Consider the following 20,343-nt stretch of genomic DNA (forward strand, 5'->3'; position numbering starts at 1 on the left):
TATTCCCCTAAAAAGACGTATACTATTGAAGTGTATAATTTGAGGAACTATCTCTGTATACATAGGAAGATAAGTTAGAGGTGTGACATGGTAAATGAAACAATACTGGCGGTTATCATCGCATTTGTGGTCAGCGCAGTGCTGTGCCCGATCGTGATACCGTTTCTCCACAGGTTGAAATTTGGACAGCAGGTGCGCGATGACGGGCCGCAGACGCATCTGAAAAAGCAGGGAACCCCGACGATGGGCGGTCTGGTAATTCTTTCCAGCATCATCATTACGTCTCTGCTCTATATCCGGGATTATCCGAAGATCATTCCGGTGCTGTTTATGACCGTTGGATTCGGCGTGGTTGGATTTCTGGACGATTACATCAAGATCGTGATGAAACGTTCGGAGGGCTTAAATCCGATCCAGAAGCTGATCGGACAGTTTGTGATCACAGGTATTTTTGCCTATTATATTGTAACCTCACCGGACATCGGAACAGGGATGCTGATTCCATTTACCGGCAAGTATTTACAGCTTCCGGTCTGGCTGTTTGTACCGGCACTGTTCTTCATCATTCTGGGAACTGACAATGGCGTGAACTTCACAGATGGTCTGGACGGCCTGTGCACCAGTGTGACGATTCTGGTAGCAACGTTCTTTACGATCGTGGCGATCGGGGAGAACAGCGGCATTAGCCCGATTACCGGCGCAGTAGTTGGAAGTCTTCTGGGCTTTCTTCTGTTCAATGTCTATCCGGCGCGTGTGTTTATGGGCGATACCGGTTCACTGGCACTCGGCGGTTTTGTCGCTTCCAGTGCCTTTATGATGCAGATGCCGATCTTTATCGCGATCGTGGGTCTGATTTATCTGGTGGAAGTATTATCTGTTATTATTCAGGTAACCTATTTTAAGAAGACGGGCGGAAAGCGTTTTTTCAAGATGGCGCCGATCCATCACCATTTCGAGCTCTGCGGATGGTCTGAGACCAGAGTCGTAGGCGTATTTTCGATTATTACGGCAATCCTTTGCCTTATAGCATACTTAGGATTATAGGAGGAAGATTATGAGTCAGAAAGTATTAGTAGCAGGAACAGGTATCAGCGGTATTGCAGCTGCAAAGCTCCTTCTCTCAAAAGGCGGAGAGGTAGTGCTTTACGATGGCAATGAAAAACTGGATCCAGAGGAGCTGAAAAAGAAATTTGACGAAGGCGCGACGATCACGTTCGTCCTCGGAGAGCTGAAAAAGACGGATTTGTTAGGCGTGGAGCTGGCAATTTTAAGCCCAGGCATCCCGACCGATGCACCGTTTGTAGAGATGATTCGTGAAACCGGTATTCCGATCTGGGGCGAGATGCAGCTTGCATATCACTGTGCCAAAGGACGTATGGCAGCCATTACCGGCACGAACGGAAAGACAACGACGACTTCCCTGACCGGCGAGATCATGAAGTCATTCTATGACAGCGTATTTGTAGTTGGAAATATCGGTGAGCCGTTTGCATTCCATGCATTGGAGACAACGGATGAGACCGTAACCGTTGCAGAGGTATCGAGCTTCATGCTGGAGACCATGACCGATTTCCACCCGAATGTAAGCGCTATTTTAAATATTACCCCGGATCATCTGGATCGTCATAAGACGATGGAATGCTACATCGAGACGAAAGAGAGCATTACCAAGAACCAGAAAGAGGGCGATGTCTGTGTCCTGAACTATGAGGATCCGGTACTGCGTGAATTTGGTGAGACTTTAAAAGACATCAAGGTGGTATATTTTTCCAGTCTGCGCACCCTGAAACAAGGTTTCTACCTGAAAGAGGATGAGATTGTATACAACGACGGCGAGAAAGAGACCGTGATTGTCAATATCCACGATCTGAAGCTACTTGGCCGTCATAACCATGAAAATGTTATGGCAGCGGTTGCTATCAGTATGAACATGGGCGTTCCGCTGGAGAAGATCCAGAAGGTGATCAAGGAATTCAAGGCAGTTGAACACCGCATTGAGTTCGTAACCGAGCGTTTTGGTGTCAAATACTACAACGATTCCAAGGGAACCAACCCGGATGCAGCGATGCAGGCGATCAAGGCGATGCCGGGACCGACCTTATTAATCGCAGGCGGATATGATAAGCATTCCGAGTTTGACGAGTGGATCGAGAGCTTTGGCGGAAAGGTACGCTATCTGGTGCTGATCGGTCAGACCCGCGACAAGATTGCCGAGTGTGCAAAACGCCACGGCTTCAATGATATCATGTACGCGGAAGATCTGCAGGAGGCTGTACAGGTATGTGCATCCTACGCAAATCCGGGCGATAACGTCCTGCTTTCACCGGCATGTGCAAGCTGGGGGCAGTTCAAGAACTTTGAAGAGCGCGGACGCAAATTCAAAGAGTTTGTGAGAAATTTGTAATACCAAGGTTCAAAGGTCGGAAATCCGACGCAAGATTGCTTGCAGGAGGAATTGTGACTTTTGAGAATTGCGGAGTGCAAAGCACGCAGCAATTCGGTATTGGAAGAATAAAGGCTTAATGTATTTAAGGGGTCTGTCGCAGCCGGCATTTGTCTGCGGCAGCCCTGATTTGAAGGAAAAACTGCCGTTTACAGGCAGAATTTCGAAACTGTAACAACAAAAAGCAGGGGAGTGGAAGTATGCCGGAACCGGGAAAAATTAAAAAGAAAAAACCACATCGGTTTTATGATTACAGTCTGCTGTTTACCATCATTTTCCTGACGGTATTCGGACTGATCATGATTTACAGCGCGAGCTCCTATAAGGCGCAGCTTGATTACGGCAATCCGGGATATTTTATGCTTCGTCAGGCGGGCATCGCGGGTGTCAGCTTTGTTGCGATGTATATCGTCTCCAAGATAGATTATCACTGGTTTGCGCGGTTTGCGATGCTGGGATATATCGCTTCATACGTGACGCTGCTTCTGACGCGTTTTACACCTCTGGGCGTGGCATCGCATGGTAAGAAGCGCTGGCTGCGCCTGGGACCGCTCCAGTTCCAGCCGACCGAGATTGTCAAGATTTCCCTGATTCTGCTTCTGGCGGTTCTGATTGCCAATCTGGGCGTGCGGATCAACCAGCTGCGGGCAGTCGGATTTATCGTGGCGCTGTCGGCGCCGCTGGCACTTTTGGTTACGGCGAACAACTTAAGTTCTGGTATCATCATCTGCGGCATCGTGTTTGTGATGCTGTTTGTGGCGTGCAAGATCAAATGGCCGTTTTTCCTCTGCATCGGAAGCGGCGTCGGACTTCTGGCGGTCGCCCCCTATATAGGGCATCTGCTGGTAAAGCTCCATATCCTGAAGGATTATCAGCTGGGACGAATCAATGTCTGGGTCAACCCGGTGCAGTATGCTCGTTCCGGCGGTTATCAGGTGCTCCAGGGTCTGTACGCGATCGGTTCCGGCGGTCTGTTTGGAAAGGGACTGGGCGAGAGTCTTCAGAAGCTCGGTTTCGTGCCGGAGGCGCAGAATGATATGATTTTTTCGATTATCTGTGAGGAATTAGGTCTGTTTGGCGCGATTTCGGTCATTCTGATTTTCATGTTTATGATTTACCGCTTCATGGTAATTGCTGGAAATGCACCGGATCTGATGGGTGCGATGATCGTGATCGGCGTGATGGCACACATCGCGATTCAGGTTATCCTAAATATCGCGGTTGTTACGAATACGATCCCGAACACGGGTGTTACGCTGCCGTTTATCAGTTACGGAGGTACGTCCGTCATGTTCCTGATGCTGGAGATGGGGATGGTGTTAAGCGTCTCGAACCAGATTAAGCTGGAGCAGTAGGAATATTTGGCGGAGTTACATATTTACTTCGGGAAATGTAGAAAATGAGAACCATTTTCTCTCGTTGGCATATAATAATACATAGATGCCGGTGGGAGGGGATTGTTTGGCTTTCATCGAGATTCACGGACCGTGCCGGATTCAGGGCGGACTCACGGTGCAGGGGTCGAAAAATGCAGTTTTGCCGATGATGGCGGCGTCGGTGTTAAACCGCGGAATTACCGTGCTTGAAAATGTCCCCAGAATACAGGATGTGTTCTGTATGATGGGGATTCTTGATTCTCTGGGATGCCGGTGTGCGTTGCACGGAAACCGTCTGGAAATCGATACTTCGAAGATGAATGGCTGGCGGATCGAGCAGAAAGCGATGGGGAGAATGCGCTCGTCCATTATGCTTTTGGGAGCGCTCCTGGGACGCTTTTGCGAGGCGGGGGTCTACAGCCCCGGCGGATGTATGATCGGAAAACGTCCAATCGACTGGCATTTGCGGGCACTCCGTGCGCTGGGCGCGGAAATACAGGAATCGGAGCCGGACGGCTTCCTGCATGCACAGACAACGGGACTTCGCGGGGCAGAGATTATTTTTCCGTTTCCGAGTGTCGGCGCGGTGGAAAATGCCCTGTTTGCCGCTGTGGCAGCGGTGGGGCGGACGGTTCTGCGGGGATGCGCGCGGGAACCGGAGATTGGACAGCTGTGCCATTTCCTAAATGGTATGGGGGCATCGATCCGGGGGATCGGGACGGATGCGCTGATAATAGAAGGCGGATTGCCGCTCCATGACAGTCGGTTTGTGATCGGCGGCGACCGGATCGTAGCCGGGACCTATCTTCTTGCCGCTGCGTCCTGCAGCGGTGAGGTGATCGTGGACGGCGTGCAGACACAGGAGCTGCGTGCATTGACCGGGGTGCTGGAGCATATGGGCGTTTCGCTTTATCAGGAACCGGAACTTATATATGTACACAGCGGACAGCGCCTGCGGGCGGTATCGGTGAAAACCGGACCGTATCCGGCGTTTCCGACCGATCTGCAGCCGTTTTTGATGGCGGCGCTGTCACGGGCAGATGGAACCAGTATGCTGCGGGAGACGGTATTTGAAAACCGGTTTGGCACAGCGGCGGAGCTTCAAAAAATGGGGGCGAACATCGAATGCAGCGGGAACATTGCCCGGATTGACGGAGTGGAAACCTTGCGGGGAGCTTTGGTGCGTGCCCGTGATCTGCGGGGCGGCGCAGCCCTGACGGTGGCAGCCCTGGGGGCGGACGGATGGACCAGAGTATCAGAATGTGAACATATTGAGCGGGGATATGAAGATATTTGCCGGGACTTGCGGGCATTAGGAGCAGAGATCCGGCGCCGGGAGGATGATGGAGATAGAGAAGATACAGAATGAAAAAAAGACAGAGGAAAAGGTATGGCGCCGCCGTGGAAAAAAACATATCTGGATCACGGCGGTAGCACTTCTTGTGGCAGCCGCGTTTTTTGTCGGTCTGTCGCTGCTTCAGATCAATACAATCCATGTCAGTGGAAACCGGCAATATACGGCAGAGCAGATAGAGGCGTCTATTTTCGATTCGCGGCTGAGCCGGAATCCGGTGTTCTGCTATCTGCAGTACCGCTTCCGGCCGCACAAGTCAATTCCGTTCGTGCAGGATTACAAGCTGGTGTTCCGCAGCCCGTCGGACGTGGAGGTGATCGTCTACGAGAAGAGTGTGGTTGGTTACGTTTCCTACATGAACAGTCGGATGTATTTTGACAAGGACGGCATCATTGTGGAGAGCACAAGCGAGACATTGCCGGGTGTGCCGAAGATTGCCGGACTTTCCTTTGGACATATCGTGCTGCATCAGCCGCTGCCGGTCGAGGATATCAGCGTTTTCAACGAGATTCTGAACCTGACGCAGGTACTGTCGGTCAACGAGGTTGCGGTGGACGAGATCCGTTTTAATAAGGAAAAGGAAGCGACGCTTCAAATCAGGAGCTTGAAGGTTGAGCTGGGAAGCAACAGTGAGATGAACGGGAAACTTTCGGAGCTGACGGATATTCTGCGGGATTATCCGGATCTGTCCGGAACCCTCTATCTGGACAGCTACGATGAATCGAATGCAAACCCGATGTACCGGTTTGATAAAAACTAGGAAGAATCGGCAAATTCCGTTACTGGCACGTATGCGTGAACAGTAACATTGTGACTGGTTTATTGAAAATTTATAAAAGAAACGATTGATTTTTTGCTGAAAATCAAATATAGTATTAGGTAGGCTAGATTTAAAAGACCCTAATTTTAGTATAAAGATGATAAAACCGGAACAGATGGGAAAATGAAGGAGGAAGTATCTTGTTAGAGATAAAGATAAATGAAGCAGAGAACTCTGCCAGAATTATAGTAGTAGGTGTCGGCGGAGCCGGTAACAACGCTGTCAACCGTATGATCGATGAAGATATTGCCGGTGTAGAATTTATCGGTATCAATACAGATAAGCAGGCACTGCAGTTCTGCAAGGCGTCCACAGCTATGCAGATTGGTGAGAAGCTGACCAAGGGACTTGGTGCAGGCGCAAAGCCGGAGATCGGTGAGAAAGCAGCTGAGGAAAGCCAGGAAGAGCTGGCACAGGCTCTCAAGGGTGCAGATATGGTATTCGTTACCGCAGGTATGGGCGGCGGTACCGGTACAGGTGCAGCTCCGGTTATTGCACGTATCGCAAAAGATATGGGCATCCTGACGGTCGGCGTTGTCACAAAGCCGTTCCGTTTCGAGGCAAAGACCCGTATGAGCAACGCGCTCAATGGTATCGAAAAACTGAAAGCAGCTGTCGATACTCTGATCGTTATCCCGAATGATAAACTTCTTGAGATCGTAGACCGCCGTACCACGATGCCGGATGCACTGAAGAAAGCAGATGAGGTTCTTCAGCAGGCAGTACAGGGTATTACCGACCTGATCAATGTTCCGGGTCTTATCAATCTTGACTTTGCAGATGTTCAGACCGTTATGGTGGACAAGGGTATCGCTCATATCGGTATCGGTCATGCGAAGGGTGATGACAAAGCACTTGAGGCTGTTAAGCAGGCTGTATCCAGCCCGCTGCTTGAGACAACCATCGAGGGTGCAAGCCACGTTATCATCAATATTTCCGGCGATATCAGCCTGATCGAGGCAAATGACGCAGCCAGCTATGTACAGGAGCTTGCAGGCGACGATGCCAATATCATCTTCGGTGCGATGTACGATGAGAATGCACAGGATGAGGCGACGATCACTGTTATTGCGACTGGACTGGATTCCCACGGTGTGAACACACCGGTCGCAAAAGCGATGACTGAGTTCAAGACTCCGTTCAAGGCAAAGACGACTGGCAATACATACGCTCAGCCGGCAGCACAGACTGCAGCGGCAGCGCAGCCGACCTACAAGGCACCGACCTTCCGTGCACCATCTGCAGCAGCACCGGCACAGCCAGTCGCTCCGAAGGAAGCACCGCAGTCGGCACCGGCACAGCCGTTCCGCCCGATGCGCCAGGAAACACAGATCAATATTCCGGATTTTCTGAGAAATAAGAAATAATATAAGAGTGAGAGATGAACTGCTCTTGCTTTAGTAAAAATACAAAATATATACAGAAGCAGTTGCTTTTGGAAGAGACACGCATTAGAAGTGAAAATTTCTGATGCGTGTTTTTTTTGTGTAATAGGAAATTCCTTGGAATCCCCTATTACACAAAAAGGCACTGACGTGCCAAGGCACATTCTTTTTTATCGTCGATTCAGACCTTCGATTTATGTCGAATCTATTCAAATTTCACGTTTTTCCCCCGATTTTTGGCGATCAAAACAGGCGTTTTGCGCCCTCGGTTTGACAAATTTTGCGGAACTTTTTTCTTATAATATCCCGTGTCGGACAGAAAGGTGGGAAGAGACAGTGACCTATCGTGTGTATGCGGATGTCATCCTGCTGCAAAATCTGGCAGCGGATTTCCTGCTTCTGTCGGTGGTGAAGAATTGCCTGCGTCTGCCGGAACGCCGGTATGGGCGGTTGGCAGGGAGTCTTCTGGGAGCCGTGTATGCGTTAGGAATGGTGTTAGCTCCGGTTCCGCTGGGATATGCCGGGCGGATGCTCCTAAGCGCCACGATGAGCGTGCTGATGGCATGGACGGCATTTTCCATCCGTAGGAAGTCGGAGGCGGCAGAAGCTGCGATCGGGCTTTACATAGCATCTATGCTGGCGGCTGGCTGCATGGAACTGGTTCAGCCGCTTGGAATACGGGTGAATCTTCTGTTCTGGCTGTTTACCGCGGGGGGCAGTTTTCTGATTCCATCTGCGGTGTGGCGGTTTGGTATGCAGCGGTGTATGAAGCTGGAACACCAGTACGCGGTAACGCTTTTTAACAAAGGCAGGGAGCGGCATGTGCAGGCGATTCTCGACACAGGCAACCATCTGACGATGCCGCTTTCGGGGCGTCCGGTGCAGGTGCTGGATGCGTGTGCGGCAGAGAGATTTTTTTCCTGGGAGGACGGTGTCCAATACATCCCATTTCGGAGTGTCGGAAAGGGCGGCGGCGTGATTCCGGCATATCAGGCGGAGCGGATGGAAGTGTCCGGTCAGGGCGGTATGCGGGTGATTGAGAAGCCGTGGATTGCCATTTCACAGGAGGCGCTGTCGCAGAAGGGCGAGTATCAGATGCTGCTCAATGAAAAATATTGGTTGTGAAGAAAAACAGCCGTTATGGTCTGAACCATAGCGAACAACATAAGGGGGAAAGCGTATGTTTATAAAAGTTTCAGTTCCAGGTCAGTTTCGTTTAAAAATGATGCCGTCGTTCCGGTCATTTCTGATGCACCGGGACGGAGAAGTTCATTATATCGGGGGAACCGATATCCTTCCGGCACCGTTTGACAGTGTGCGGGAGGCGGAGGTTTTAAGAAAATTTGGAACCAGTGAGGATAAAGAGGCGCGTTCAGCGCTGATCGAACACAACCTGCGCCTGGTGGTCTACATAGCAAGAAAGTTTGACAACACCAGCGTGGGAGTGGAAGATTTGATTTCGATCGGGACGATCGGTCTCATCAAGGCGATCAACACGTTTGACGTGGATAAAAATATTAAGCTGGCGACCTATGCATCCCGTTGTATTGAAAATGAGATTCTGATGTATCTCCGGAGAAATAATAAGACGAAGCTCGAGGTTTCGATCGATGAGCCGTTGAATGTGGACTGGGATGGAAATGAATTGCTTCTGTCGGATATTTTGGGAACGGATGAGGATATTATTTACCGGGATCTGGAGGATGAGACAGAGCGGAAACTGTTGAATGCGGCGATCGACCGCCTGAATCCGCGGGAACAGAAAATCGTGAAGCTGCGCTTTGGTCTGGGGAGAGAGCAGGAAGATGAAATGACCCAGAAGGAGGTTGCCGACCTTCTGGGTATCTCGCAGTCATACATATCGAGGCTGGAAAAGAAGATTATGAAACGCCTCAAGAAAGAAATTTCGCAGCAATGCGGTCTATACACCAGCCGATAAGTGCTGGAAGAAACAGACCGATCAGGATGTAAAACGGACCCATTTCATAGCGGAAGGAGACCGGGAAGTTGGAAAGCGTTTCCGGTATTTCCTTCAAAATGAAGCGGGCATAGGCAAAATCGATCAGCTTGAACAGCGTGAAATGAATCGCCATAATGTCAAAAGAATGGCGTCCTAAAAAGGCAAGGACCCTTGCCAGCGGTTTGATGCGCTCGGACAGGTCGGAGAGCGAAAGGACGAAGTAAATTCCAATGATGGAGATCGGATAAAATAAGACGCCCGGAATGTGCATGCTTGCCAGATCGATGAAAATGTGAAGCTTTGTGTTCGTCAGGTGCAGAAGCAGGGCGCTTATCAGGCAGCCGTACCAGACCGTATAGTGGCGGAAATTGGAGAAAAACTGCTGCATCAGCCAGGCGATGAGATAGACCGGAACAACGAGCAGCGCCGCCTGCAGATTGTAAGGGAGCGGGCAGCTTCTCATATTTAAGAAGACACCGGCAAGGCCAATCAGGATGCATGCAAATGCACATACAGGAAGCTTGACATTATCTTTCCGGGTAAAGCGGGCAGCTGCGCGTCCAAACCAGACGCATCCGGCAAAGAGTCCGGAGGACACCAGCCAGACCGGCAGAAACCAGAGGGCACCCTGAACCTGTTCCGGGGAGTTGAAGGAAAGACTGCTCATCCATGCCGTAAGCATTCTGGTGTGGTTGTAAAGTTCCTGTCCCGCATAGAGCCTGTGCGTCACAAAAAAGTTGTGGAGCAGGACAAAAAACAGCGTGTAGAACATATACCTGGGCCATGCACCGGCGAGACGGGAGCCGAAGTAAAGAAACGGCGTATCCCCGTATTTCGTTTCATTATAAAAATAGCCTGTGATAAAGAAAAACAGCGCCAGGTGGAACAGATAGACGAACGCACCGGCGAAATATCCGGTATGCCCCAGCACGATCGCAATAATGCCCCATCCCTTTACGATATCCCAGTAGAGGGAACGGGCTTTTTTTTGTGTGTTCATGAATGGATCTCCTTGTGGTTGAATTTTATTTTCTATAAATAATATTGATCGTAAAATCCTTGAAAATATATTTTACTATGGAACGGCAGAAAAGGCAAGAAATTGGAATGAGTGAAAACGGTTCTCATTTGTCCGGGTATAAATGAGCTTTGAATTGTCCATTCTAATGTATAGGTGACAAAACAAAAATCAAAACGATTCAACCGTTTGCGTTGATCGTCCATCATACGGAGGGAATGGAAATGCCGGTCTATAAAGTGGAAATCTGCGGGGTCAATACATCCAAGCTGCCTCTTTTAAGTAATGAGGAGAAAGAAGAACTGTTTCGCCGGATTCTAAAGGGCGATCGGGAGGCAAGAGAACAGTATATCAAGGGGAATCTGCGGCTGGTGCTCAGTGTAATACAGCGCTTTTCGGGCAGCCGGGAAAATGTGGACGATCTGTTCCAGATTGGCTGTATCGGCCTCATCAAGGCGATTGATAATTTTGATATTACCCAGAATGTCCGTTTTTCGACGTATGCGGTTCCGATGATTCTGGGGGAGGTGAAACGGTATTTGAGGGATAACAATTCAATCCGGGTCAGCCGGTCGCTCCGCGATACGGCATACAAAGCGATCTATACCCGTGAAAATCTGCTGAAAAAGCAGTCAAAGGAGCCGACACTCTGCGAGATTGCCAAAGAATTGGGAGTCAGCAAAGAGGAGATAGCGTATGCGCTCGATGCTATCCAGAGCCCGGTCAGCCTGTACGAACCGGTCTATACGGACGGCGGCGATCCGCTCTACGTGATGGATCAGCTCAGTGACAAGAAAAATTCAGAGGAACATTGGGTCGAGGATCTGTCGCTGGGGGAGGCGATGCAGCGCCTGCCGGACCGGGAACGCCGCATTATTGATATGCGCTTTTTTGAGGGAAAGACCCAGACGGAGGTTGCCGAAGAAATCCATATTTCGCAGGCGCAGGTGTCACGGCTGGAGAAGAGTGCGTTAAAAAGCATGAAGCATTATTTGAGCTGAATGTTGATAGGGATTGTGTTATAGGGATTGTGTGAGATTCTTCTGATTGATTGTTTGGCGGCTCTGTGTTAGAATATAGAAGATATAGTCTGCAAAAAGAATCTGAAAATCAAGCAGATGACTGTTATCTGAACTGGGGTTGAGCGGAGTATTCCATCTGATATAGTGATAAAGGCAGCTTGGCGATGCGGCGCTCAGGCAGTCATGGACAGCAGACAGAGTAGAAAAGACAGGCGCAGGCAGATTGAGCCTCGCGCATGATAAAATGTACTCTCGGAGTCTTTTCTGCACTCGCTTTTGTGGCTGATTTTCCGCCAGCCGTACCCGAATTTCATCAACGTACGCACCGCGTACGCCTCAGAAATTTGGGCACAGCTGACAAAAAATCATCTCACAAAATCAAGCACAGAAAGATTCCGAGAGTACATTAAAAAGAGCCGGAGGAATTCAAATGGAGAAATTACGTGAGCTGATGAAAGAACATCAGGATAAAGCAGATAAAAAAGTGATGGGAGAGGTTCTGGAGCTGCTTCAGAGAGAGCCGGGACTGTTTGTTGTGACTGTCCATGTGACGAAAAACTTCTTCCTGGGTGCAGAGAACGGCAAGGCGGCTGCTTTCCTTTACACCAGCCGCGAGTATGCAGATGAGTTCGTGAAAGGGCTGGAGATGGTCGGCGTAGAGACGAAGGTACTGGAGATCCGCCCATTACAGCGTATTTCCTTTTTCAACGACCTCTACCGCAGCGGTTTTGAGGCAGTTGTGATCGACAAGGGACAGGAAAATCATATGTCCATGTCGCTGTTCAGCATCATCGAGAAACCAAAGGATACATCCGAGATCGTGATGAACCCGTCCCTGGTCCGTTCTGCAAATCAGTTCTATCAGGCACTGGTACAGCACCAGGCATTCCCACAGATGCAGGATCTGATGTGCAAAGAGCTTTACGGTGCGCGTCTGCTGGTTCCGGTTGCTGACCCGCAGAAGACGACGGCAGTGCCGGTTCTGACCACCGGAAAGGGTGTACGCTATTACCCGGCATTTACGGATTTAGTAGAATTTGGCAAATTTGACCGTAAACATCAGTTTGGAGCGATGGAAGTCCGCTTCCGCGATCTGAAAAAATATCTGGATTACGTGAATGGAATCGTGGTAAATCCGTTTGGATTTGCACTCCGTCTGGACGGCGAGAAGCTGGATCGGATTGAGAAAGAGAATATGAAGCTGAAGGTTGTAAAATAAATGCTGCTGTGACCGTGACCGGTAATGAATAGATGTCAGCATAATAAACTGTGATAAAAAGGCTGTCTCCCATCAGAATGTATCATATAGATGCATCTGCCGAGAGACAGCCTTTTTGATTATTCGGTTCTCCTGTTTTTTTCATATAAATGTAATAATCCCTTCATCAACAGCGCCCCATCATACGTGATCGTATGCGAACAGAGCGGCAGGACAATCTTGGAGATGCCGCCGGTGGCGATGATGGAAGTTTTCTCTCCGAGTTCTTCCTCGATGCGATCCAGCATACCGTCGATCATCGCGGCATTGCCAAATATGACGCCGCTTCTCATGCAGTCTATGGTATTTTTGCCAATGACACGGCGCGGCGTATCGAGGCTGATGCGCGGCAGCTGGGCAGTGCTGGCGCTCATGCTGTCGAGGGAAACGCGAAGTCCCGGCAGGATCGCGCCGCCGACATAGCGTCCGTTTTTGTCGATGACAGACATGGTCGTAGCGGTTCCCATTTCGATGATGATGATTGGCGGTTCATGCTCTGCAAGGGCACCGACTGCGTTTACGATCATATCGCTGCCGACGGATTTCGGGTTGTCCATCAGGATGTTTAAGCCGGTTTTCATGCCGGAACCGACCAGCATTGCGTTTAGTCCCGTTATTTTACGGATGGCGGCAAGAATCGTCCGGTTAAGCGGCGGAACGACCGAGGAGACGATCGCACCATCAAGCTGATCTGGGGCGATATGGTAAATTTCAAGAATACTTTTCAGCGCCACGGCATATTCCAGATTCGGTTTTCCGATGGTGGTCGTGATGCGTTCTACAAAATGCGTTTTTTTTGCGTCGATCACGCCGATAATAATGTTGGTGTTTCCAACGTCGATAGCTAGAATCATAAAATAACTCCTTTATATCTCCTGCATCTCTACAATAATCAACATCTCTTATAAAATGTTGATTGTATAGTTATCGCAACGGTTTCATATGTTCAACTGTTACTATTTATTATATATCCACGTTAATAGTATGATTATATGTTTTTTAAAGAAAAGGATCAAGAAGAAGATGAAAAATGTTTTTAAGATCTGTTACCGATCGCGCGTGAGTGAACCGTAACTTGGACTTGCGTATTCGTTTAAAATAATATAGAATAAATACGTTTAGACAAAGTTAAAGAATGGTAGTAAGTTTGGAGGAAGATTTTTTTGGAAAATATAGCGGAGCAGATCAAAAAACGGCGTACATTCGCCATTATTTCCCACCCGGATGCTGGTAAGACAACCCTGACGGAGAAGTTTCTTCTCTACGGAGGCGCGATCAACCTGGCTGGTACGGTCAAGGGAAGAAAAGCGGCCAAGCACGCGGTTTCTGACTGGATGGAGATAGAGAAGGAGAGAGGTATTTCGGTTACCTCTTCCGTATTACAGTTTAATTATGAGGGATTCTGCATCAATATCCTGGATACACCAGGACATCAGGATTTCTCGGAGGATACCTACCGTACTCTGATGGCAGCCGATTCGGCGGTCATGGTCATCGATGGTTCTAAGGGTGTCGAGGCGCAGACGATCAAGCTTTTCAAGGTTTGCGTTATGCGCCACATCCCGATTTTTACCTTTATCAACAAGATGGACCGCGAGGCGCGCGATCCGTTTGAGTTGATGGATGAGATCGAGAGCGTGCTCGGCATCCGTACCTGCCCGGTCAACTGGCCGATCGGCTGCGGTAAGAATTTCAAGGGCGTGTATGACCGTGCCACAAAGAAGATCACAACCTTCACAGCAGCAATGGGCGGACAGAAGGAGGTTGCATCTGAGGAGTTCTCGTTAGAGGGCGATGAGGTTAACTCCATCATCGGTCCGGACTACCATCAGCAGCTGATGGATGATATCGAGCTTCTGGACGGCGCATGCGATGAGCTGGATATGGAGCGTGTCAGCCGCGGAAATTTATCCCCGGTATTCTTTGGTTCGGCGCTGACAAACTTTGGTGTAGAGACATTCCTGGAGCATTTCCTGAAAATGACAACCTCGCCGCTGCCGAGAAATACGACAACCGGCATGGTGGATCCGTTCTCTCCGAATTTCAGCGCGTTTGTCTTCAAGATTCAGGCAAATATGAACAAGGCGCACCGCGACCGTATCGCATTTATGCGTATCTGTTCCGGCAAATTTGAGGCAGGCATGGAAGTAACGCATGTGCAGGGCGGACGCAAGATCCGTCTCTCCCAGCCACAGCAGATGATGGCGCAGGATCGAAAGATCGTCGAGGAGGCATATGCGGGCGATATCATCGGTGTATTCGATCCGGGTATCTTCTCGATCGGTGATACACTCTGTACAGGTGAAAAGGTAGAATTTGAAGGCATTCCTACGTTCGCACCGGAACATTTTGCACGCGTGCGCCAGATGGACACGATGAAGCGCAAGCAGTTCATCAAGGGCATCAGCCAGATCGCGCAGGAAGGTGCGATCCAGATCTTCCAGGAGTTCAACACAGGTATGGAAGAGATCATCGTCGGCGTAGTCGGCGTCCTCCAGTTCGAGGTACTGACCTACCGTCTGGAAAATGAGTACAATGTAGAAGTCAAGCTGGAAAAACTTCCATATGAGTACATCCGCTGGGTAGAAAACGCTGACGAGATCGATGTAGCCAAGATTCAGGGAACTTCGGATATGAAGCGGATCAAAGACCTCAAAGACAATCCACTGCTTCTGTTTGTCAACAGCTGGAGTGTGGGAATGGTGGAAGAGCGGAATCCGAAGCTTAAGTTAAGCGAGTTTGGGCGTAACTAAAGCCATGCAGCGGAAAGCACCGTTTCAGCGAATGGAAAATTTATTTTTCAGGCGCTGAAAGGGGGATTTCTGCTATACGGCGCAGCCGGACAGGGGTGTGAAACCGCAGGTTTTGCACCTCTGGGCATGGTAAAACAAGAGAGAGTCCCTATCGCACCACTGGGCATGGTGAAACAAGAGAGGGTTCCCATCGTCCCACCTGGGCATGGTGAAAATATAGAAAAAATCAGAAAAGGAGACATTTCATATGAGCAGAGTAGATGTAGTACGTGCAGCCATGGTAGAAGCCATGAAAGCAAAAGACAAAGCAAGAAAAGATTCCTTATCCATGCTGTTATCCGCACTGAAAAATGCGGAGATCGACAAGCGTTCTCCGCTGACTGAGGAAGAGGCGGACGCAGTTGTAAAGAAAGAGATCAAGCAGACGAAGGAGACTCTGGAACTGGCTCCGGCAGATCGTGCGGATATCCGCGAGGAGGCACAGGCACGTCTGGCAGTTTATCAGGAATTTGCACCGGAGGATCTGACCGAAGAGCAGATCGCAGAGGTGATCAAAAGTGTTCTGGCAGAGCTTGGCATTGAAAATCCGGCACCGTCTGACAAGGGCAAAATCATGAAAACCCTGATGCCGAAGGTAAAGGGCAAGGCAGACGGAAAGGTAGTGAACCAGGTATTGGCTGGAATTCTGTCCAAATAATAACCAAAGGAAAAGAACGAGGCGGAAGATTTATGTATAAAAAGAAAATCGAGCAGTATATCGAGGCGCACAAGCAGGAGATGTTAGATGACATATGCACGCTGTGCAGCATCAACAGCGAGCGTTCGGCATACCAGGAGGGCGATCCGTTCGGCGAAGGTCCGAGCCGCGCACTGGCACAGGCACTCAAAATGGCGGAAGAGTATGGATTTTCCATCAACAATTACGATAATTATGTAGGAACCGCCGATTTAAACGACGGTGAGCACCAGCTGGATATTCTGGCACACCTGGATGTTGTCCCGGCAGGCGAGGGCTGGACTGTGACACAGCCGTTTGAACCGATTGTAAAAGACGGAAAGTTGTACGGACGCGGCACGGCGGATGACAAGGGACCGGCGGTAGCAGCTCTGTATGCGATGCGTGCGGTCAAAGAACTGGGAATCCCGGTGACAAAAAATGTCCGCCTGATTCTGGGAACAGATGAGGAGTGCGGCAGCAGCGATATTGAACATTATTATAAAGTGGAGAAGGAAGCGCCGATGACATTTTCCCCGGATGCTTCGTTCCCGGTTATCAATATCGAAAAAGGACGTTTCCCGGGGCATGTGACAGCTTCTTTTGAGGTATCGACGGAGAATGCGCGGATCCTGTCTATCGAGGCTGGCATCAAGATCAATGTTGTTCCGGGCAAGGCGCATGCGACAATTACAGGACTGACCGAGGAAGAGGTACGTCCGATGGCAGAGGGCGTGACGAAGGAGACTGGCGTACAGTTTGAACTTCAGGCAGAGGAAGATGTGATCGTGATCACCGCAGTCGGTGAGGGCGCACACGCCTCGACACCAGAGGAAGGCAAAAATGCGCTGGCATCCCTGCTTCTGCTTCTGGATCGCCTGCCATTTGCATCCTGCGGACAGACGAAGCTGATTCACAGCCTGACTGAGTGCTTCCCGTGGAATGATACCGAGGGTAAGGCGCTTGGCGTGGCGATGCAGGCAGAAGGATCCGGAGCGCTGTCTCTGGCATTCACGATGCTTACGATGACGGAGACACGGATGGAAGCGTACTTTGACGGACGTTTCCCGATCGGCGGCAATGATGACAACCTGTTGAAACCGGTGGAGGCAAAACTTGCGTCCCACGGCATGAAGTTAGAGTCCCCGCAGCTGCGAGAGCCGCATTTTGTAGACGGCAATTCCGAGTTTGTCAGAACACTTCTAAATGCTTATGAGCTTTATACCGGCAACAAGGGCGAGTGCAACTACACCGGCGGCGGCACATATGTGCATGACCTGAAAAACGGCGTTGCATTTGGCGCGTCGATGCCGGGCGTGGACAACCGTATGCATGGGGCGGATGAATTTGCCTATGTGAGTGATCTGGTGGCAAGCGCGAAGATTTTTGCACAGGTGATTGCGGATTTGTGTAAGTAACAGAAAATTTCGTTTTTTCCGCCGTAAGAATTAAAGAAACCTTAATTGATTCGCCGCAGGTTCTATGTTAGACTGAAATCCATAACCGAGAGGTACTGTGCATGTTTGAAGACGGCTGCAGGAACTCCGGCGAGAGGGAAAGGAGAGAACGATTATGAAAAAATCATTCCATACAGTTAAAAAGGCAGGGATTCTGACGGCGGCAGCGGTTCTGGGAACAGCGGCACTGGCGGGATGCGGCAGTAAGGCAGATATGGCAGAGAGTGCAGCGGCAAGCGAGGAAGCAACCGAAGCGGCCGGAGAGGCAGAAGCATCGGATGCACAGCTTGTCATCGCAGGCGGAGACAGCGCCGGACTGATCGCGGCGGTTCAGGCGGCAGCCGAGGGCATGGATCCGTCGAAGATCCTGATTCTGGCACCGGGCGAAGAGCTGGCGGCAGATATGACGGAGATGGCACCGTATGTCAATGCAGCCGATACGGATGAGCAGTTCCAGGCGAATCTTACGGATGATTTTGAGATTTATCTGTCCGATATTATGACGGCAGGAAATAATACGAACAATTCGGATATGGCGGCATATGTATCGGAGAACAGCGAAGAGGCGAAAGACTGGCTTGCCGACACACTGGGAATGGAGTATGGCGATCTGGCACAGGAGGCAGGTTCCTCGGTGGCCCGCAGTTTCCCGGCAAAAGAGGGAAATCTGAACGAGCTTGCACAGGAAGCGCTGCTTAAAAAAGTCGAAGAGCTGAAGATTCCGGTTGAATATAAGGCAGAATTAAAGAGCGTCGCTTACAATGAAGAAGGTGCGCTTGACCGCATCACTGTGACGGTGGACGGCAAGGATCAGGAGATTGACTGCCTGGCACTGGTAGCGACCGATGTCTCCCTGATTCCGGTTTTTGAGGAATCTCAGGTATATGAGGCAGATGGAAAGGCAGCTGCCTTGGTTGTCAGCAACAATGCGGAACAGCTAAACAAAGATAGCGGCGAGCTGATCAATGGTCTTTATGCAGCAGGTCCAATCCTGTCAGCGGCAGTAGACGGTGAAGGTGTGCTCTCCGGCAATGAGTTGACCGAGGCGGTTATGTTTGGTTCGACTGCAGGAACAGAAGCAGCGGTTTATGTTTCGGATAACCAGTAAAAGCTAAGCTGGTTCACCTGTAATGCCATTTCTAAAACAGTAGATGATGCAGACGAAATAAATAGAAATAAAATATGGAACCTTTAAGAAGAAGGTTCAAGCAAGAAGCGGGTAAAAGCGAAAAAACTTTTACCCGCTTTTGGTATTTTACAGAAAACAGCACGGAACTGATTTGCAAAAATAAAATTGTTTTTATTACGGAGACAATACCTAAAAAGTAAGTTGGAACTAACTCTGTATCACTGAATTATTATAACTTATTCGCGATTCGATATATTTGTTTATAATAATCTGGCTTTTTGATACTATGTAGTCAAACCTCATGAGGAACACGAGAAATAAAAAACCATTACATAAGGGGGTATTACATGGTGGAGAAAACTAAAAATGGGGCGGAGAAAAAAGAAACTCCGTTGTACGTGAAAATATTCATTGCATTGTTTGCAGGTATTGCGTTTGGTTACGTCTTAAATTTTATGGGCGGCGTGGAGAATGAGATCATTAACGGATATGTCCTTCCGTTCTTCCAGTTCATTGGAGATTTGTTTATCAAGTTGATCAAGATGATTGTCGTTCCGCTGGTGTTCTTCTGTATCATCGACGCGGCGCTCTCACTGGGTGATATCAAGAAACTTCGAAGCATCGGCGTTAAAACCATCATCTGGTTTTTAGCAACTGGCGGTATTTCAGCAACCATCGGTCTGATACTTGCCAATATCATCAAACCGGGACGCGGCTTGCAGCTGGGAACGGCAGAGACAGCAATGGAGGTGAAAGAACTTCCGGGTATCTACCAGACACTGCTCGACTTAATCCCGTCCAACCCATTTCAGGCACTGACAAGCGGCGAGATGATGCAGATTATCGTCTTCTCCCTGTTTCTTGGATTTGCCATCATCAGCATTGGCAAGGAAGCACAGCAGTTATGTGACATCATCAGCCTTTGTTCACGGACGATGTTTAAGGTTATCGACATGATTCTTGGAATCATCCCTTACGGCGTATTCAGTTTGATGACTGTAGCACTTGCAAAATATGGCGTTGCCATCTTCGGACCGGTTCTGAAATTCATCTTAACTGATTATCTTGCCTGCATTATCATGAGTACTGTTGGATACGGCATTTTCCTTACCGTGATTGGAAAGGTAAATCCGATGAAGTTCTGGCGCAAAGCGTTTGAACCTTGGATGATCGCATTTAGTACCTGTACTTCTTCAGCAGCTCTTCCGGTATCAATGGAAGTAGCACCGAAGAAGATGGGCGTTCCGAGAGATATTGCGAGTTTCGTACTTCCACTTGGATGTACCGCTCAGATGAACGGAACGTGTGCATACTTTGGTATCGTTGTTCTCTTTGCCGCACAGCTGTACGGCGTAGAGTTAAGTATTCAGCAGCAGATTATGCTGGTTGTACAGGCGACCTTCTTAAGCGTTGGCTGTGCAGCAACTCCGCAGATTGGTCTGGTTATCAGCTTAACCCTGATGACCCAGATGGGACTTCCGCTGGATGCATACGCGCTGGTAGCTGGAATCTATCGTATCATCGACCAGATTCACACATCTACTAACTCTGTAGGCGACCTGGTAGCATCTGTCTGTATCTCTGAAATGCAGGGTGAATTGAACCACGATGTTTTCAATCAGGTAGAACAGAAGAAAGCAGCGTAAGGCGGCT

General features: G+C 49.5%; 17 protein-coding genes. 15 read left to right on the plus strand and 2 right to left on the minus strand.

Going from position 1 to position 20,343, the window contains the following annotated elements; all coding sequences use genetic code 11:
- Positions 1-87 precede the first annotated feature (87 nt).
- The 8 genes from mraY (at position 88) to sigE (ending at position 9,317) form a co-directional block, all read left to right on the plus strand.
- On the plus strand, positions 88-1,044 hold the full coding sequence (gene mraY / locus DWZ45_RS03030; RefSeq protein ID WP_022360215.1) for a phospho-N-acetylmuramoyl-pentapeptide-transferase: 957 nt from the start codon (positions 88-90) through the stop codon (positions 1,042-1,044).
- A gap of 10 nt (positions 1,045-1,054) precedes the next feature.
- Entirely contained in the window at positions 1,055-2,404 is a 1,350-nt protein-coding gene (gene murD / locus DWZ45_RS03035) for a UDP-N-acetylmuramoyl-L-alanine--D-glutamate ligase (RefSeq protein WP_106999726.1), read from the plus strand.
- Positions 2,405-2,643: 239 nt separating this feature from the next.
- On the plus strand, positions 2,644-3,798 hold the full coding sequence (locus DWZ45_RS03040) for a putative peptidoglycan glycosyltransferase FtsW (RefSeq protein WP_118467536.1): 1,155 nt from the start codon (positions 2,644-2,646) through the stop codon (positions 3,796-3,798).
- A gap of 106 nt (positions 3,799-3,904) precedes the next feature.
- A complete protein-coding gene (murA, locus tag DWZ45_RS03045) occupies positions 3,905-5,188 on the plus strand; it encodes a UDP-N-acetylglucosamine 1-carboxyvinyltransferase (protein WP_118467538.1) in 1,284 nt (427 codons plus the stop codon).
- On the plus strand, positions 5,160-5,933 hold the full coding sequence (locus tag DWZ45_RS03050) for a cell division protein FtsQ (protein WP_227589531.1): 774 nt from the start codon (positions 5,160-5,162) through the stop codon (positions 5,931-5,933). The genes murA and DWZ45_RS03050 overlap by 29 nt, the downstream gene beginning before the upstream one ends.
- Positions 5,934-6,133: 200 nt before the next feature.
- On the plus strand, positions 6,134-7,360 hold the full coding sequence (gene ftsZ / locus DWZ45_RS03055; protein WP_022360220.1) for a cell division protein FtsZ: 1,227 nt from the start codon (positions 6,134-6,136) through the stop codon (positions 7,358-7,360).
- A 354-nt stretch (positions 7,361-7,714) separates the two neighbouring features.
- Complete coding sequence (locus DWZ45_RS03060) at positions 7,715-8,503, plus strand: sigma-E processing peptidase SpoIIGA (RefSeq protein ID WP_182426620.1); 789 nt, start codon at positions 7,715-7,717, stop codon at positions 8,501-8,503.
- 55 nt (positions 8,504-8,558) lie between these two features.
- The gene (sigE, locus tag DWZ45_RS03065) at positions 8,559-9,317 is read left to right on the plus strand and encodes an RNA polymerase sporulation sigma factor SigE (RefSeq protein WP_106999729.1); all 759 of its coding nucleotides are present in this window, start codon (positions 8,559-8,561) and stop codon (positions 9,315-9,317) included.
- On the opposite strand, the gene DWZ45_RS03070 is transcribed toward sigE, so the two are convergent.
- Entirely contained in the window at positions 9,271-10,338 is a 1,068-nt protein-coding gene (locus DWZ45_RS03070; protein WP_118467544.1) for an acyltransferase family protein, read from the minus strand. The two genes, sigE and DWZ45_RS03070, sit on opposite strands and share 47 nt — an antisense overlap.
- A 242-nt stretch (positions 10,339-10,580) precedes the next feature.
- Between DWZ45_RS03070 and sigG the strand changes: the two genes are divergently transcribed.
- The gene (gene sigG / locus DWZ45_RS03075; RefSeq protein ID WP_106999731.1) at positions 10,581-11,357 is read left to right on the plus strand and encodes an RNA polymerase sporulation sigma factor SigG; all 777 of its coding nucleotides are present in this window, start codon (positions 10,581-10,583) and stop codon (positions 11,355-11,357) included.
- Between the two features lie 451 nt (positions 11,358-11,808).
- Complete coding sequence (locus DWZ45_RS03085) at positions 11,809-12,597, plus strand: SseB family protein (RefSeq protein WP_118467546.1); 789 nt, start codon at positions 11,809-11,811, stop codon at positions 12,595-12,597.
- A 119-nt stretch (positions 12,598-12,716) separates the two neighbouring features.
- Here DWZ45_RS03085 and DWZ45_RS03090 read toward each other — a convergent pair whose 3' ends face one another.
- Positions 12,717-13,490, minus strand: a complete 774-nt coding sequence (locus DWZ45_RS03090; RefSeq protein WP_118467548.1) for a type III pantothenate kinase — start codon at positions 13,488-13,490, stop codon at positions 12,717-12,719.
- Positions 13,491-13,799: 309 nt separating this feature from the next.
- Here DWZ45_RS03090 and DWZ45_RS03095 point away from each other — a divergent pair, with 309 nt between their 5' ends.
- The 5 genes from DWZ45_RS03095 to DWZ45_RS03115 all read left to right on the plus strand — a co-directional run bounded on the left by DWZ45_RS03095 (position 13,800) and on the right by DWZ45_RS03115 (position 20,336).
- Positions 13,800-15,389 carry a peptide chain release factor 3 gene (locus DWZ45_RS03095; RefSeq protein WP_118467550.1) on the plus strand — a complete coding sequence of 530 codons (1,590 nt, stop codon included), beginning with the start codon at positions 13,800-13,802 and terminating at the stop codon, positions 15,387-15,389.
- Positions 15,390-15,636: 247 nt separating this feature from the next.
- Positions 15,637-16,086 carry a GatB/YqeY domain-containing protein gene (locus tag DWZ45_RS03100; protein WP_022360228.1) on the plus strand — a complete coding sequence of 150 codons (450 nt, stop codon included), beginning with the start codon at positions 15,637-15,639 and terminating at the stop codon, positions 16,084-16,086.
- Between the two features lie 32 nt (positions 16,087-16,118).
- Positions 16,119-17,522 carry a dipeptidase PepV gene (gene pepV / locus DWZ45_RS03105; protein ID WP_106999736.1) on the plus strand — a complete coding sequence of 468 codons (1,404 nt, stop codon included), beginning with the start codon at positions 16,119-16,121 and terminating at the stop codon, positions 17,520-17,522.
- A 154-nt stretch (positions 17,523-17,676) separates the two neighbouring features.
- Positions 17,677-18,669, plus strand: a complete 993-nt coding sequence (locus DWZ45_RS03110) for an FAD-binding protein (RefSeq protein WP_118467552.1) — start codon at positions 17,677-17,679, stop codon at positions 18,667-18,669.
- A 368-nt stretch (positions 18,670-19,037) separates the two neighbouring features.
- Complete coding sequence (locus tag DWZ45_RS03115; protein WP_118467554.1) at positions 19,038-20,336, plus strand: dicarboxylate/amino acid:cation symporter; 1,299 nt, start codon at positions 19,038-19,040, stop codon at positions 20,334-20,336.
- Positions 20,337-20,343: the final 7 nt, after the last annotated feature.

Source organism: Clostridium sp. AF32-7AC, from assembly GCF_003477925.1.
Taxonomy (GTDB): domain Bacteria; phylum Bacillota; class Clostridia; order Lachnospirales; family Lachnospiraceae; genus Otoolea; species Otoolea fessa.